The sequence below is a fragment of the Cellulophaga sp. BC115SP genome, assembly GCF_009905545.1.
Lineage (GTDB): Bacteria > Bacteroidota > Bacteroidia > Cytophagales > Spirosomataceae > Flectobacillus > Flectobacillus rivi.
The window spans coordinates 59,691-76,449 of the sequence record NZ_JAAALB010000006.1 but is presented as its reverse complement, the minus strand read 5'-3'; the positions used below and the strand labels follow the sequence as shown (position 1 = coordinate 76,449).

11 protein-coding genes and 1 tRNA gene are annotated in these 16,759 nt (G+C 37.4%); 3 read left to right on the top strand and 9 right to left on the bottom strand.

What is annotated here, in order from left to right; all coding sequences use genetic code 11:
* Positions 1-140 precede the first annotated feature (140 nt).
* The 4 genes from GVN22_RS06785 to GVN22_RS06770 form a co-directional block, all read right to left on the bottom strand.
* A complete protein-coding gene (locus GVN22_RS06785; RefSeq protein ID WP_166550285.1) occupies positions 141-833 on the bottom strand; it encodes a hypothetical protein in 693 nt (230 codons plus the stop codon).
* Between the two features lie 131 nt (positions 834-964).
* Entirely contained in the window at positions 965-2,212 is a 1,248-nt protein-coding gene (locus tag GVN22_RS06780; RefSeq protein ID WP_166550284.1) for a restriction endonuclease subunit S, read from the bottom strand.
* Positions 2,209-4,797 (bottom strand): type I restriction-modification system subunit M, encoded by a 2,589-nt coding sequence (locus GVN22_RS06775; RefSeq protein WP_166550283.1) that lies wholly within the window; start codon positions 4,795-4,797, stop codon positions 2,209-2,211. Before GVN22_RS06775 ends, GVN22_RS06780 begins: the two co-directional genes overlap by 4 nt.
* A 189-nt stretch (positions 4,798-4,986) precedes the next feature.
* Positions 4,987-5,060 (bottom strand) — tRNA-Asp (locus GVN22_RS06770).
* A gap of 106 nt (positions 5,061-5,166) precedes the next feature.
* Here GVN22_RS06770 and GVN22_RS06765 point away from each other — a divergent pair.
* Positions 5,167-5,685 carry a DinB family protein gene (locus tag GVN22_RS06765; protein WP_166550282.1) on the top strand — a complete coding sequence of 173 codons (519 nt, stop codon included), beginning with the start codon at positions 5,167-5,169 and terminating at the stop codon, positions 5,683-5,685.
* Between the two features lie 238 nt (positions 5,686-5,923).
* On the opposite strand, the gene GVN22_RS06760 is transcribed toward GVN22_RS06765, so the two are convergent.
* On the bottom strand, positions 5,924-10,432 hold the full coding sequence (locus tag GVN22_RS06760; RefSeq protein WP_166550281.1) for a translocation/assembly module TamB domain-containing protein: 4,509 nt from the start codon (positions 10,430-10,432) through the stop codon (positions 5,924-5,926).
* 223 nt (positions 10,433-10,655) lie between these two features.
* Here GVN22_RS06760 and tsaD point away from each other — a divergent pair, with 223 nt between their 5' ends.
* A complete protein-coding gene (tsaD, locus tag GVN22_RS06755; protein ID WP_166550280.1) occupies positions 10,656-11,654 on the top strand; it encodes a tRNA (adenosine(37)-N6)-threonylcarbamoyltransferase complex transferase subunit TsaD in 999 nt (332 codons plus the stop codon).
* Positions 11,655-11,968: 314 nt separating this feature from the next.
* On the opposite strand, the gene GVN22_RS06750 is transcribed toward tsaD, so the two are convergent.
* Together GVN22_RS06750 and GVN22_RS06745 are read right to left on the bottom strand one after the other, a co-directional pair.
* Positions 11,969-12,517: a hypothetical protein gene (locus tag GVN22_RS06750; RefSeq protein WP_166550279.1), complete on the bottom strand. Its 549-nt coding sequence runs from the start codon at positions 12,515-12,517 to the stop codon at positions 11,969-11,971.
* Between the two features lie 99 nt (positions 12,518-12,616).
* Positions 12,617-13,369, bottom strand: coding sequence for a DeoR/GlpR family DNA-binding transcription regulator (locus GVN22_RS06745; RefSeq protein WP_166550278.1), 753 nt, complete (start codon positions 13,367-13,369; stop codon positions 12,617-12,619).
* 71 nt (positions 13,370-13,440) lie between these two features.
* On the opposite strand from GVN22_RS06745, the gene nudK reads away from it, so the two are divergent.
* Positions 13,441-14,013, top strand: coding sequence for a GDP-mannose pyrophosphatase NudK (gene nudK / locus GVN22_RS06740; RefSeq protein ID WP_166550277.1), 573 nt, complete (start codon positions 13,441-13,443; stop codon positions 14,011-14,013).
* A gap of 435 nt (positions 14,014-14,448) precedes the next feature.
* Here the strand turns inward: nudK and GVN22_RS06735 are convergent, their stop codons facing one another.
* Positions 14,449-15,729 (bottom strand): adenylosuccinate synthase, encoded by a 1,281-nt coding sequence (locus GVN22_RS06735; RefSeq protein ID WP_095162257.1) that lies wholly within the window; start codon positions 15,727-15,729, stop codon positions 14,449-14,451.
* 182 nt (positions 15,730-15,911) lie between these two features.
* Positions 15,912-16,412, bottom strand: coding sequence for a Fur family transcriptional regulator (locus GVN22_RS06730; protein ID WP_095162259.1), 501 nt, complete (start codon positions 16,410-16,412; stop codon positions 15,912-15,914).
* Positions 16,413-16,759 lie beyond the last annotated feature (347 nt).

Below are 16,759 nucleotides of genomic sequence, written 5' to 3'. Positions count from 1 at the left end.
TCTTTTCCACTCGTTCTTGTATTACTTTCAAATACCTTTTTTGCAAGGGTATAGTAAAAGAAATTGCCTGTGCGTTGGCTTGTCGTTTAATGTCGGGGAGGTTTTGATCCTCCCCGACATTAAACGACATTAAAATCACGTTATTCAAACTCAATAGAAAATCTATCAAGATTGTTTAAGTGTTGATTTTCAAGGTGGAATTTTTCATACTCAGTTCTATTGCCAAACCATTCTAATACTTCATCTCTTTTAAGTTTGGTCAAAGCCGTACTGAGGTGTGAGTGATACGAAGAATGAGGGTAATCTCTCAAATCATTGACAAACCCATGTTTTATAGGATTTTGGTGAATATAATAAATCAGTTGTGTAAAATAGTTATCATTATCTACTATAATTCTACGAAAAGACTCCTCAAAAAGCCCTCCTGTACGATTGTAAGCCTTGTTTATGGCCTGTGCGTAGCCGTTAAACAAAACAGCAAATTGCTGATTAATTATTTTCGTAACATCTGGAATTTTAACGTCATTTTTAGCGTCGGGGAGGTTTAAAACCTCCCCGACGTTAAAAATGACGTTTGTTTCATCTGTGATATTTTTTTTAGCCCGATAAAAAGCTAAAATCTCTTGTTCTGTTTTTATTTTCACAGCCAAATGAAAGTGGTTTTTCAATAGGCAATACGCGTAAGTATCGGCAATGGGCGAAATACATTTTGCGTATTTTTCTAAGAAATAACGATAGTTTCTTTCTTCTTTGAAAATATTTTCACCGTTTATACCTCTGTTATAAATATGATAAATCCTATTAGGTTCTAAGGGGTGGGTATGTTTTTTCATGTAATCTTAATTTAAGGGGTAGAACGTTGTTTAATGTCAGGGATTTAAGTCGTTTATTTAACGTCGGGTTTAACGTCGGGGAGGTTTAAAACCTCCCCGACGTTAAACCCGACGTTCGTTCGTTTCGTTGGTTAAACAAACATCTTCTCCAACAAGGCTTTTTTAAGGTTTTTCAATTTCTCCAACTCCTTTTCATGAAGCCTTAATAAATCATCAAGGTTTTTGAAATATGTGCCTATTTTTTCTTGTTCTTTATCTTGTGGTAAAAAAATGATAAGTTTTTTCAATGAATCTATACCGATATTTCGTTGAGAGCCAGTGTTAATCTCTAATTCAATTTGACGTTGTGTTTCATTTGATTGCAAGTAATAAAATAGGTATTTGCTACTGAAAGTACTATTGCTCTTTAAGATTGCACAAGAGTATGATACTAAAAAATTCTTTTGTGCTTCCACATATCTTACAGCTCCAACAGAAGCATATCTTGCAAATAAAATATCCCCTAATTCTGGTTTTATTTTCTTTGAAAGCTGTTCGTAATCTTCTATGGATATTAATTTAGAATTCTCGAAGTCAATATCATTAATACCAACAAAACTTCCAGTCATAATGTAGGGAATTCCATCTTTAACAGATTCTGGCATTCTGTGATCTATATCACCAATCACACACATTTCTCCCAAAGTTCTCTCCTCCCAAGCCCCCTCAAATCCCTTAAAACGAATTTCGGGTACATTAGCCCCCTTTTTAGGAAACATCTTTTCGAGCATGGCTTTCTTTAAAACGCCCAACTTCTCATATTTCCGTTGATGTAACGTAATAAGGTTATCGAGGTTTTTAAAGAAATTGCCTATTTGGGTTTGTTCTTGAAATTGAGGTAAAGGAACTGGAAAACGAACTAAAACATTTTGGTTTAAATGCTTTATTGTTCCTCCTGTAGCTTGTTTATCTGCAAAATCTAATAGTAAAGGACTTGCTAAATGATGATAAAGATATAAATTACTAATATTTTCATTTTTTCCTCTAACTACAAAAACACCTGCATTAAGTGTAGCTGGTTTGTCCAGATTTTTAACAAAAGCTACCTTTCCAATCGTACCATCTTTTGTAATTAATACATCATTGTCTTTTATCTGAATATTTGAATCTTGATTATATCTATCTGCACCAATATAATGACAGTTCTTAATATCTATGCTACCATTATTAAAATCAGTACCAGTTATAAGATAGTAATCACCACAATCAAGAAACTCTTTTTGTGTTAGTCCTTGCCAGCCAATTCTTGCTTTCATAGTTGCAATTTCCCCCAACTCCTTCTCGTTCCACTCCTCACTAAATCCTTTAAAACGAATAACAGGTTTATTATTTTTCATCATTTCAAAAGGGTTTTAAACTCATTGAGTCCTTGTATATCAAATTCATTACCCGTTAGTTCGTCCATCAATGCCGTTAGGGAGTTTTCGGTTTCCTGTATTTCGGCTACTACTTGGGCGTAGGTAGTGGCGTATTTGTCTGCCAAAGCCTGTACTTTGGTAGTCAGTTGGTGTATAAGTACATCGGGCAGTTTGTTCAATTCCTTTACTAAAGGAGTTATCCATTTGTATTCGAGCAAATGATATACCTGTACGTCGCTTAGTTGCTCAATGGTCGCTTTGGTCAAAAGGTGAAGGTCATTTTTTTGCGTAGCAAACTCCTTTTTAAGCGCTTTTTCTTCGGTAAATAACTTGTTGGCTGTACAAATTTTTGTTTCGTAAGAGTCTGCCTCAAAACCTTCCTGTCGGACACCTTTTTTCTTACTTTCTGTTAAAAACTGTTTGGCTTCTTTTGCCACTGCTGCCGCCACAAAGCCATCTTTGGTTTCGTTGACCGTATCGGCTTCTTTGTCTTCTTCTGTAAGTGAGTCAAACAAGGCTTCAAATTCAGCCGTAATGTTTGCTAAGCGCTCTTCCGTGGCTTTTAGAGCGTCGAGTTCGGTTTGTAGGTAAGTTTGCTGTACCAATTCAAAAGGCATAATACGACCAATCCAACCCTCTTGTACTTCGTACTCTTTACCGTCCTTCTTTTTCATCACCATGTTGGGCTCAACGATACGAGTAGCTTCAAAGCCCTCCGTTTGGATAATCTCCAAATCGACAGCAATATGTACCCAATTATCATTGAGGAGTTGGTACGCCTCGTATTTATCAATCAATGGCACAGATGTCATTCGCTCAAAAATAGCATGGCTCAACACATCTTCCTCGTTTGAGGTATTTACCGCCATCATATTTTTGAGTAATTCGTCCTTCAAAAACGTATCGAAGTTGGCAAACGCCGCATTGAAATTTTCAACAAACGCCTTAACATCAGAATGTTGGGTAATTTCCTTTTTGATTTCAGTAGTATTGAGTTGGGCATGATGGCTTGACGTTGCCACAAAAAGGGCTTCTCGCAAACGAGGGAAAGCCTGCCAAAACGGATACAGTTCATCAATTTCGTTGGTAGGGATTCCGCCAAACATTGTAGCGTAAATATCCCAACTTTCGGCATTTTCAGACGAATCTACATAGCGAGGAATATTCAGGTTATAGTCATTAGCTCGGATTTCTTCACGACTTACGAGTTTAGCATATTTCGGAAGGTTTTCACGATGAATAATGGCATCAACACATTTTTTTATATCCGAAGCCCTGAGTTTATTATTTTTTCCTACTTTGATAAAACCTTTTGACGCATCTACAATCAGTACGTCTGTATTGGGGCGTTTTTGTTTTAAAACAATAATCGTTGTTGGAATACCCGTGCCAAAGAAAATATTAGCAGGAAGCCCAATAATGGCATCGATATGATTTTCTTCGATAAGTTTTTTACGAATAATTCCCTCTTCACCACCACGGAACAAAACCCCATGCGGCAACACAATCATCATGATACCGTCGGGTTTTACGTGGTACAAATCATGTAACAAAAAAGCGTAGTCGGCTTTAGTTTTGGGAGCAAGCCCAAAGCGAGCATAGCGAGGGTCAGTTTCTTTGTTGCTCGAATCCCATTGTTGAGAATACGGCGGATTCGACACCACTGCATCCACATACAAGGCATTGTAGGAGTTGATAGGGTCGTTTTCTTCAAAAAATGGCCAATCTTCTTCCAAGGTATCGCCATTACGAGTAACAATATTATCGGGGCTAATACCACGCATGACCAAGTTCATACGAGTAAGGTCGTAGGTATTTTTCTTGAGTTCTTGGGCGTAATATTTGATTTTGGCTTTATCTTCAATGTGTTTAGACACACTTCTACCAATATTGATAAGGAGAGAACCCGAGCCACTGGTAGAGTCATAAATTTGAATTTCTTTTTTATCTTTCAGATGATGTGCAATAATTTCAGACATCAAGAAAGATACCTCGAAAGGCGTATAAAACTCACCAGCTTTTTTGCCTGCATTGGCGGCAAACTTCTCAATCAAGTATTCATAAATAAAACCAAGAACATCATAGTCTTGCTTGGCATCCATCGGAATAGCCTTAATCAAGTGAATCAGGTCACTGATTGCCTTTGACTGTGAGGCAGCATTATCGCCCAATTTACTCAAACCAGTCTGTAAAGTATCAAATATGCCATCAAACAGTTTTTTGTGATTTGGGCTAATCAATCGGCTAAACGCCGATAGGGCATCACGGACATTAGAGACATTAAAATCCTTGCCCATGTCAATCCATGTAGAAAACAAATCTTTGTAAGCAATAAAATACCCGAGGTTGTCTTGGAAGTGTTTGGTAGTATCGGCATCTTCTTCCGACAAATTTTTTATATCATCATCCGAAAACTCTTCTTTTTTAGCAAACTGAATTTGTTTATCGGATAAGTATTTATAGAAAATAAACCCAAGAATGTAATCTTTATATTCATTCGCTTCTATCTTCGAACGCATCTGATTGGCTGATTCCCAGATTTTTGCGGCTAACTGTTGTTTGTTCATACGGGATTATACTTAATTTAGGTTACTACCTTTTGAACAAAGATAATAGCTAAAACGAATTTAGTATTTTAAAATATTGACTGGTTTTAAACATAAAAGCCAATTCTATTATTCAGAATTGGCAAAAAAATAAAAAAATGAGAATGGTATAAGCACAAAAAAGCTCAGAAATTTCTTTCTGAGCTTTTGCGGTCTGGACGGGACTCGAACCCGCGACCCCATGCGTGACAGGCATGTATTCTAACCAACTGAACTACCAAACCTTTGTACAATTTTTGCTTTTTGCGATTGCGTTGCTGAATTGTGATGCAAAATTAGTGCTTTTTTTGTAGAAGTCAATACTTTTGTAAAAAAAAAGCAAAAAAAAATATGAGACAGGCCGAAAAATCTGAGTATCCTCAACATAAGTATTTCTCAAGATATATAGAGTATTCTGATAGTCAGGATGTTATTGAGATGCTTACCAAACAGAAAGAAGAAGTACTTTTTTTGATGAAAAATTTGTCTGTTGAGCAACAAAAATACCGATATGCCGAAGGAAAGTGGTCAATTCAGGAATTATTGGGACATATCACCGACACTGAACGTATTTTTTCTTATCGTTCTGTATGTATTGCCCGTGGCGAAAAAAATCCTTTGCCTGGCTTTGATGAAAATGAATATATGGAGGCTGCCAATTTCGAATCTCAACCTTTCGAGGATTTATTGGAGCAATATCGCCTAGTTCGTGAGTCGTCGATTGCCCTTTACCGCTCTATGATAGAGGACGTGGCCTCACGCATGGGAAATGCCAATGGTTTTGCGGTATCTGCTCGGGCTTACGCTTGGGCTATCGCAGGTCATGAAGCCCATCACTTATCAATTATACGTGAGAGATATTTGGGATAGGCAACTTTGAAATTTCGGATTTCGGATGTTGGATTTCAGAAGTGTAAGATGCTATATTTTGTAAAAAATAAAGGTATATTTCTACATTTCCGAAATCATAAATCCCAAATCTGAAATTGTTTGAAATACTTCGTACAGTCCTAATGTGGGATTTCGGATATATATGGCTCTATAAAGGTGTAAGCTAAATCGCCCTACTTCCGCAATCCGAAATCCCACATCCGAAATCCAAAAACCTCTATTCTGCTGTTTCTTTGGCTGGTTTTTTGTACTTGTTAGGAAACAAATAGTTGAAACTTTTTGAATAAAGGATCGACATCCCTCCTGAGGTGAAGGTTTGATATTGGGTGTTTAAAGAACCCAATATAGAGGTTTGTACATTACGGTTGTAGGTCTTCAAACGCAAACTTCCGTCACGCTGAATAAACCATTCTAACGACCAGTCTCCAATCAATGATAGGGCATTGGTTTGGTTTAAGGCGGTAGTAAAACCACCACTTCGGGTGATTCTGAATCTATCGTTGAAGTTGTATGAAAAACGTAACTGGAGATTATTGATTAAGTCCTGATTCAAGCCACTTCCGTTGAAAGTTAAGTCGACATTAAGGTTTTGGTCAATTTTTGAAAATACATTACTCAGCTGATTAGAAGCCAATTCCATTAGGTTATTGACCAAATTGACCGAAGCAAAAGCCGCTGCCGAATTGGATACCATTTGACCCAAAAGCAATACATTACTTACCTGACGATTGAGCTCTTGTTCATCGGTACGAATACGGTTTTGAAACGCTGTTACCCCCGAGTTAAATTCTGGATTTTGTGGATAATCGTGTAATTTCAAATCGAAACTAATAGCTGGTTGCAACAACCTATCTCGCAACTGAATAATGACATCGACAGGGTAACGACGCGTAAATTCTGGACGGTTTTTATAGGTCGATGAACCAGTTGAAACAGTATCAATCACAGAACCCAAATAGTTAACATTTTGTGTATACGCTGCTCTAATATCGAGCATTGCCTCATACGGATTGCCAGACCAACTAATGCGACTTCCTCTTTGAATAGAGAATTTTTTATTGATAATATTCTGGAAAGTAAATGTATAATCTCCTCTATCAAGAGCATAGTCGCCAGTCATGCTAAAGTCGCCTTTAGTATCGATTTTTAAGTTGATTTTGCCTGCTCCATAAGCACGCATAATGTCACCTGTTTGCTTATCAAATTGGACTTCTCCGTAGGCGTCAGGCGTAAATTCAAATTTGAAATCCATTCGAATACGACTCGATGTATCTTCTTTTTTCTTCTTCTCGTTCTTACTTTCGTCTGGATTTTTTGCTACCAAAAACTCTATTTCTTCTTGACTTCCAGCATCTTGTGCATTGTCTAAAGGAATGTACAATCGAGTCCCTCTATCACTAATCAAATTGGCATCAATCACAATATTGTTGAACGGGCCGTCTATGGATACTTTGCCACTGGCATAGCCTGTTCCGTAATAAAGGTTGTTGTCACGTTTGGTGGTATTCAGTAATTTGAAGCGGGATAAATTCAAGTTCAAACCCAATGAAAAATTGTTACTACCATCGTAATACACCCCGCCCATTAGCGAGGCTCTATTGCCTTCGTCGTCATAAACTGTCATTTTCTTGGCAAAAATTTCATCGACGTCAAAGTGGATTTTATCTTCGAAGTTCAAGGTAGTTTTGAGATAGTCAAAAAACAAAGAGCCTTTTTTGACATCTATAACACCATTGAAAATAGGGTGGCGAAGGTTGCCTGTTATCTTCAAATCGCCGCTGGCTGTTCCTTTCAAATTAGAGAATACCCCTTTGGTAAATGGCTCCAGAATCTGCAAACTAGTCTGGTTTAGATTAGCGGTCAAATTGAGAGAGTTGGTTTCCTGCATAGGGTCATACGTTCCCTGAAACTTCAGGATATGATTATTGAGGCGTTCGAGGTCATAATCCAAACGAACGATATGTGCCTCTTGGTCATAAATACCAGAACCTTCAAAATTGCCAATCAGGAAATTATCTAGTGTAAGTCCTTCTATTCTCAGTTGGGAGTCGGCATTAATATGCTTATAAACTTCTTTGAGAGATACATCGGCATCGACGGTACCACTAATATTGAGGGCTACGACAGGGGCTAATGTTTCCAGACTAAAGTTTTTGGCCTTAAAGTTCATAGCCTCGGTCGAGTCTTCCGAAATTTTCCCATCTAGGGCAATATATTGGTCATCATTGGCAATCATGAAGTTTTGAGCTCCTAAATCTTTGCCAACAATCGTTACTAGGTTTTCAGGATTTATCTGCCAACGTTTGTCCAATACTTTAAACTCCGACTTATTGAATTTTAGCGATATACCTTCTTGCATAAAGCCTAATGTTCCATTGAGTGTAGCCTCATTGGTGGTATTTTGTTGGCGAATTTTACTCGTAAAACGAATGCTATTGTCATCGCCCCATGATGCCTCTAAATCAAACTTTTCGGTAGGTTCAAGAATACTGATTTTTTGCTTTTGAGAATTCAAAACCACCGATGCTAGCACCGCTGGAGAGTTATAAAACTTGGAAGAATTGAGGTCAATATGGCTACCATAGAATTGGTAGTTTTTACCCAAAATCAAGGTGTCAATTTTAGATTCTAAGGAAAAAGTAGAGGTTGAACCTATGCCGAAACTACCTTTAAATTGGGTGTTTTTAGAAATTTTTCCCTCAGGATATACCAGCGCCATGAAGGGATAGAAGTCCTTCAATGTCAGCAAATAATCTATTTCATAGTTGAGCGGTACGAAATACGGTTTTTTAGCATAATAGTCATTTCGCTCTTGCTCATTACCCACAAAATAGAGTGAATATTCTTTGACTAGTTGCATTAAATCTTGGGTCGCTTTTGAGGGCAAAAACTTTCCTCTAAAAGCAACATCCGCTTGTGGCGATTCCAAAGACCATAAGCGCTCTTGAGGCAATATTTTTGAGGTAAATCTTACCGTATCTACATACAAATTGCGAGTATTATAACCCAACACGGTATGATATAGCAAAGCTCCCCCTTTCAGTTTGTCGACATTGATACCATCAAATTCGACATCCAAATAGGTAGAAATGCGCCAATCGTCTTTGGTGAAAAATAGATTCCGTAAATTAGCTTTTGTGAGTTTGCCAAAAAGGTCAACTTGTTCTTTTTGATTTCTTAAGTCAACTTTTCCATAAAGGTTAAACACCAAGTTGGTATCATTCACAATCACCCGACCATCAAAAAGTTGCTTGGCTAGTTTGCCTTTGACATACACATTTTTGTAGTCATATTTATTAAACTGTAAACTATTGATATCGCCATCAAATTGAAGCTCAGAGTCTTTCCAACTAAAGCCATGACCTTCAATTTTACCATTGAGCGACACATTCCCAAGCAAGGTCTCTTCCAGCAAAGTTCCTATTTTAAACTCCTGTGCCTTGACTAATCCCGAATAGGTTGATTTGGCGGATTCTGGCTTGAGTACCATACTCACATCCACGTCCAATTTGCCTAATTCGGATTCAAGTAAACCTGTAGTTTTAAACTCTGAAATGGTTCCAACAAAAGTCCCATCAAAATTGACGTAACCAAATTTCTTAATTGCTTTTACAGGGTCAGGACCGATATAGTTTTGTAAATCTTCTACCTGTACATGTGATTTTTTCATCGACAATTTCATGTCGGCTTTTGAGATAGAAGGTAGCCCTTTAAAGGCAAAGTCACCCCGCAATTTTGATTTTTTGCCAAAGTACAAATCAAAATTTTGGAGTTTAAAATCGTTAACAATACCATCAAATTTGCCATTCAAATAATAGGCATCTTTGAATTCATACATATCGTTGACAAACCGCCCTAAATCATCTGAAGTCACAAATGTTGAATCAAAATTGGCTCGCATCCTGACTTTGGAGTTCCAATGCTTGAAGTCTTTTTGTGATTTGAAAGACATCAAAATTTGATTTTTGACCGTCGAGTTATTGAGCTTTAGCAACAGATTATCAAAACGCATTTGCGTATCCGAAATCAAGAAATTGGTCGTTAACTCTTTGATTCTTGTATTTGAAAAACGATCATATCCTTTCAAGGTCGTTTTGAAACTTACCGTATCTCTAATCAGGGTAAAGTCATTGAGGTGCGCCTCTAATTCATGGAGCGTAAAATGATAATGGTCGAAAGATTGGCGACTATTCAAATATGGTTCAGATTCATCATTTAAGGTAAAAATACCGTCCTGAATATCCGCTTCTCGAATAATAAAAGGGGAGGGCTTGTGATTTTTGGGCCTAGGTTCTTTGGAGGCTGTAAGCTTGTTGATACGACGAATAAATTCATCAATATTCAAATCGCCTTTCTTATCAATAACCAAAACTACCTTTGGACGAAATAAACGAACATAATCGAGTACGTTTTGGGTGCTATCTTGTACTAAACTTTTTAATTGAAAATCTACATCTAGTTTTTCAATATCTATCATCTGATAGCCTTGATAATCTTTTACACGTACGCCTTCGAGCGTAGCTTCGTCAAAAAAGTGAATCGTAACTTTATCCACTTCGATAGGATAGCCTAAGGCAGTCGAAATTTTGGGCGCAAAATATTGTGCAAGTTTCGTTTGTACATAGGAAGTTCTCAGTACCGACACCAATAATACAACCAAAATCATGACCCCTACTAAAGCATAAAGGACGGTTTTTGTTGATATTTTGAGTGCATTGAAAATCATTTAACTCGAAATGGTAATCGGGGTTGGGTATATGAATCGACGGAATATTGCGCTGATTCAAACTAAGAGATAGATTTGGATGTTATGCTTTTAAAACGAAACAGAAGCAAAAGCCGTATATTAAGTTTAAAGATGTTTACCTGACGTGGTTGCTAAGCTACCTATTTGTCAATGTTAACCAGCTTTAAAAATGATTGGTTATCTTTGTGAAAAATTTTGAAACATGACCATTTTAGCGATAGAATCCTCTTGCGACGACAGTTCAGCAGCCGTTATTATTGATGGCAAACTTCATTCCAATATTGTCGCAAGCCAAGCCATACATCAAAAATGGGGCGGCGTTGTTCCCGAACTTGCCAGCCGTGCCCATCAGCAACATATTGTGCCTGTAGTAGCCGAAGCTTTAGCCACAGCGAAGATAACAAAATCTGACCTAAATGCCATAGCTTTTACACGCGGACCAGGGCTTTTGGGCTCTTTATTAGTGGGTACTTCTTTTGCCAAAGCATTGGCACTTGGTTTAAATATTCCACTGATCGATGTCCACCACATGCAAGCACACGTTTTGGCGCATTTTATTGATGAGCCAAAGCCTCAGTTTCCATTCCTTTGTTTGACAGTCAGCGGTGGTCATACACAAATTGTGTTTGTTCGTTCGCCACTCGATATGGAAATTATTGGCGAAACCCAAGACGACGCCGTTGGTGAAGCTTTTGACAAAACAGCCAAACTATTGAATTTGCCTTATCCTGGTGGACCATTAATCGACAAATATGCCAAGGAAGGTAATCCTTTACGCTTTGAGTTTCCGACTGTTGAAATGCAAGGTTTGAATTATTCTTTCTCTGGAATTAAAACAGCGTTTTTGTACTTTTTACAGAAAGAAACAGCCAAGAATCCTAATTTCGTTGAAGAGAATATCAAGGATATTTGTGCTTCAATGCAACATACCTTGATTAAAATTTTGCTTCAAAAACTCAAAAAAGCAGCCAAGCAATACAAAATTAAAGATATTGCGATTGCTGGTGGGGTGTCGGCTAATTCAGGCTTGCGTGCCGAATTGCAACGACTAGGAGAGGAGTTGGGTTGGAATGTATATATTCCTCAGTTTCAATATTGTACCGACAACGCTGGGATGATTGCGATGGCTGCACATTTCAAAGCAGAAAAAGGTGAATTTTGTGGTCAGGATGTAAGTCCTATGCCACGAATGGCATGGTAAAATGATGTGATAAATAGACATGAATCACTCCAAATTGAGTGATTTCTATCAGTAGAGATGCAATGATTGCGTCTAAAGAGGTGTCATTTTGAAATATAGTATCAAAACATGAGTCATCCCGAATTTTTAAGATTGGGATTATTCTCCAAATTTTCATCAAAAAAGCGGTTGGAAAATATTTTCCAACCGCTTTTTTGATACTACTATGCTTGATATAACTTGGCTTAAGACGCAATCATTGCATCTCTACTGCTAGAATACAAATTTTTACCTCATTACTCATCCGCCAAATTCGGAATGACTCATGTTTTACTTTAAGCAAAAAAGGCTTTCATCGCTGACCAGAGGGCTTTTTTGCGTGTCACGTCGTCTTTGATTTCTCCTAAAGCATCCGAATATAAAAATCTTACGCCTTGCACTTCTCGAATCTGATAGGGTGTGAGAGGAATCTCTAATTGTATTCTGAATAAAGATACCCCAAAGGTAAGTAGTTGTCGAAGTGATTTTTGAGTCAAAATATTTTTTAGACTCGTATCGCCTACTTTTGATAAGTCCAATAAGTCTACTTGGTTGATTTGCAATTGAACTGCCCCCAAGATTTTCCCCAAAAGCTCCATTTCTTCTTGATTGATATTATCGACCAGAATCAACACCTGATTTTTAGGATTATATGGGATAAAGTCTGGCACACTCGCCACAGGAGCGGGTGTTGGTGGCGCTACGTTTTTTTGTACTTTTTCTGGTTGAATTTCTTCAGATACTTTTACAACAGGAACCGTAAGGTCTTGTTTGTTCTCTGTATTAGCAGGAATTTTGTAAATAATGTCTTCTGAAAAAAGATATTGTAAAAAAGATTTATCCATGTGACTCCAAGAAAAAGTGATAGCATTAGAGTGGGTATATCTCTAACCAATATACAAATATCGGAATAGCTTTTTAGAAAAACTCTACTTATTGAGATACTAACAAATAATTTTTAAGCCTTTTTGCTCATACTTCACCAATAAATCCTTATCTGCTGAGGCGTCAGTAATCAATACATCGAGCATATCGAAGGAAGCAAATTGTAGATATGCTTCTTTTTCGAGCTTAGAGGCATCGCATAACAAAATGACCTGTTGAGCATGTTGTGCAAGAGTCGTTGCAATACTAGCTTCCTTTTCGGAGGCAGCACTCAGCCCTCTAGCTAACGAAATACCATCGATACCCAAAAATGCTTTATTGGCCTGATAACGGGCGATATGCTCTAGTGCAATTGTTCCATGAATGGCTTGTCGCTCTGCATCTAACTCTCCACCAATAAGATTTACGGATACCTCTGTTCCCATTAATTCATACACAATTGGCAACGAATTAGTAATGACTTTGATACGTTTATGTTTGATAAATTGGCATAAACGAGATACAGTACTTCCGCAATCCAAAAATATCACATCACCCTCTTGTATCAGTTGACTTGCTAGTTGGCAGATATAGTCTTTCTCAGCCATGCGGCTGGTGGATTTGTTGGCAAAACTCGTAGGTGCTTGTACCAAACTCATCTTCATAGCTCCGCCATGTGTGCGATACAAAAGACCTTGCTCAGACAAGGTTGCCAAATCTCTTCGAACTGTAATCTCAGAAGTTTGTAACAATTCGGCTAAGTCCTTGACTTCCACCGAGCCTTTTTCTTCGACCGTTTGTAAAATAAGCTGTTTGCGGAGTTGGTAATTCATAGAAAATTTAGTTGTTTTGAATAATTAATCAAAAATAATCATTTTTAATCAAAAATAATCAAATTGATTTTATGACTTCTTCCATCAAAATTATCGACGAAAAGCTTTTGTCTGACAATTGGTACATTTTAAAAAAATATACGTTTGAATATCAACGCAAAAATGGTATTGTCGAAACCCAATCTCGTGAAGTCTATGACCGAGGTAATGGCGCTACCATTCTTTTATACAATAGTCGGAAAAAAACGGTGATTTTGACTCGACAATTTAGAATTCCGACTTATGTCAATGGCAACAAAGACGGAATGCTTATCGAAGCTTGCGCAGGTTTGCTCGACCAAGATGAGCCCGAAACCGCTATCAAGCGAGAAACTGAAGAAGAAACGGGTTATCGTATTTCGGAAGTAGAAAAAGTTTTTGAAGCCTATATGAGTCCAGGTTCGGTAACTGAAATTTTATATTTCTTTATTGCTGAGTATTCACAAGAAGACGTTGCAAATGAAGGTGGTGGAGTTGAAGACGAAGAAATAGATGTCCTTGAATTACCCTTTGAGCAGGCCTTAGATATGGTAAAAACAGGCGAAATCAAAGATGGAAAAACAATTATGTTGTTGCAGTATTTACAACTACATAAAAATTTCTAATTGAGTGATTGGTGATTGAGTGCATGAGTGATTATTTTAAGATGAATTTCATTTGCAGATACACCAAATTTTGCGTCTAAAGAGGTGTTTTTTAAGAGACTATCAAAAAAGGCGTTCGAAAACTCATTTCGAACGCCTTTTTTGATGAATAGTTTGACAATAAGCCCAGTTCTAAAAGCATGTTTAAATTTTAAAAGCTATTGAAGAAGAAAAAATTGTATTTGCATTTCTGAAATCCTGTTGTTTGAGCCGCAGGCGAGTTTAGGATTTCTTGACTTTCTTTTGTTACTTTTCTTGTGTCAAGACAAGAAAAGTAAGGAGTGTCAAACGGAAATATCGTTTTTCTACAACCGCTAAATATTTTTTAAATATACTCTAAAATTAGAAATGACTCATCTCTAACTTAGCAATTGCCAAAAGCCCAAAGCCGATAGCTTATGCTAACGCACCTCTCAACACACACTCATCACGGTCAGGACCAGTAGAGATAAAGTTGATTGGCAAGCCTAATTTTTCCTCCAAGAAAGCAATGTAGCCTGTCAATTCAGCAGGAAGGCTTTCGAAAGTTCTTAAGCCAGCCAAAGACGTGTTCCATCCTTTCAATGTTTCGTAGATCGGCTCTACTTGTGTATCTGTTAAATCGTAAGGCAATTGCTCAGTGATAGTACCATCTGGCAATTTGTAAGCCGTACAAATGTTGATTTCTTCGAAAATATTCAATACGTCAACCTTCATCATGACTAATTGTGTAACGCCATTGATCATCATTGCATATTTCAATGCAGGAAGATCAATCCATCCACAACGACGAGGACGACCTGTAGTTGAACCAAACTCACGACCTTCTTGACGCATACGTTCACCTACCTCATCAAGCAATTCCGTAGGGAAAGGACCTGAACCTACACGTGTAGCATAAGCTTTGAAGATACCGTAAACTTCACCAATGTTTTTTGGAGCAACGCCCAAACCTGTACAAGCACCAGCTGTAACAGTATTTGAAGAGGTTACGAAAGGATATGAACCAAAATCAACATCAAGCAAAGAGCCTTGAGCACCTTCAGCCAAGATAGTTTTTCCTTCTGTCAACGCATTGTTTACAGAATATTCAGAATCTACCAAGTTGAATTGTTTCATAAATTCAACAGCTTCGAAGAACTCTTGTTCAGCAGCAGTCAAATCATATTCAAACTGATAAACATCCAAAATACCCTTATGACGAGCTACAAGCGCATCATATTTTGCTTTAAAGTTTGGTGAAATAATATCTCCAACACGCAAACCTTGACGAGAAATTTTGTCTGTGTAAGTTGGACCGATACCTTTTAAAGTAGATCCGATTTTGGCGTCACCTTTAGCTTTTTCGTAAGCTGCATCTAGCAAGCGGTGAGTAGGAAGGATAATAGAAGCTTTTTTTGAAACTTCGAGGTTTTGTTGCAAGCTCAAATTGTACTTTGCAAGACCATCGATTTCTTTTTTGAAGATGATTGGGTCAAGAACCACACCGTTACCGATGATGTTTTGAACCTCTTGACGAAAAATTCCTGAAGGAATTTGATGCAAAACATGTTTGAATCCGTCGAATTCTAATGTGTGTCCAGCATTAGGGCCACCTTGAAAGCGGGCAACAACTTGATATTTAGGAGCTAAAACGTCAACGATTTTACCTTTACCTTCATCGCCCCACTGCAAACCCAACAATACATCTACTGCCATTTTTATTACTTGGTATCACAGGCTACGCCCGTATTTAGAGTTACGAAATTTTACAGGCCATTGCCTGCGGTACGAAATGAAAGGCAAAGATAACTAATCTTATTAGGAAAAGCCCTTATCTATGGAGGAAATTTGAGAATTCTCTGAGGTATTATACTTATGATACATCAGAGAATTCCTTTCTAATGGTCAGATTCGCCATTAACAGAAAGCTGTTGTTGAAGAGCTTTTTTATGTTCACAATCCGTTTTGGTACATGAACCATAAAAAATCAAAGAGTGGTGCATTACATTGAATTGTAGCATTTCGCCCACCATCGACTGAATTGTTTGGACACGTGGATCGCAAAATTCAGTTACATGGTGACAGTCTGTACAAATCAAGTGGTCGTGTTGACGACGACCATAAGATTTTTCGTATTGTGCAATATTTCTTCCAAATTGATGTTTGGAAACCAAATCACATTCTACTAATACATCTAGGGTATTATACACAGTTGCACGCGAAACCTGATACTTCTTATTCTTCATCGAAATATAAAGCTCCTCCACATCAAAATGGTCGTCACGTGAGTAAATCTCTTCCAAAATCGCAAAGCGTTCTGGCGTTTTTCTCAGCCCTTTATTTTCAAGATATGCTGTAAAAATTTTCTTTACAGCCTCCAAATTAGCGTTTGATGGCATTGTTTAATGGCTTCGGTGATTAGTTTATGAAAAGCTGGTTCAATGTCCAAAAACTAAACACTCAATAATTCATGAAGATTCAATTTTAGACTAAATCTATTCTTTAATACAAAATAACTCATTTTCACATTAAAATGGAAATTTATAAGAAAGCTTTAGTCTGTATCGTAGATTAGTAGTGTACGAAAGATTGCAAGAACTATCTATTTCGGATATCGGATGTTGGATCTCGGAAATGTAACCTACCTTTTTATTTATATTTTGCGAAAATCAAGATATTTTACTTTTTCCGAAATCAGAAATCCCAAATCTGCAATAGTTGGAAACCCTTCGTACAGTACTAATAG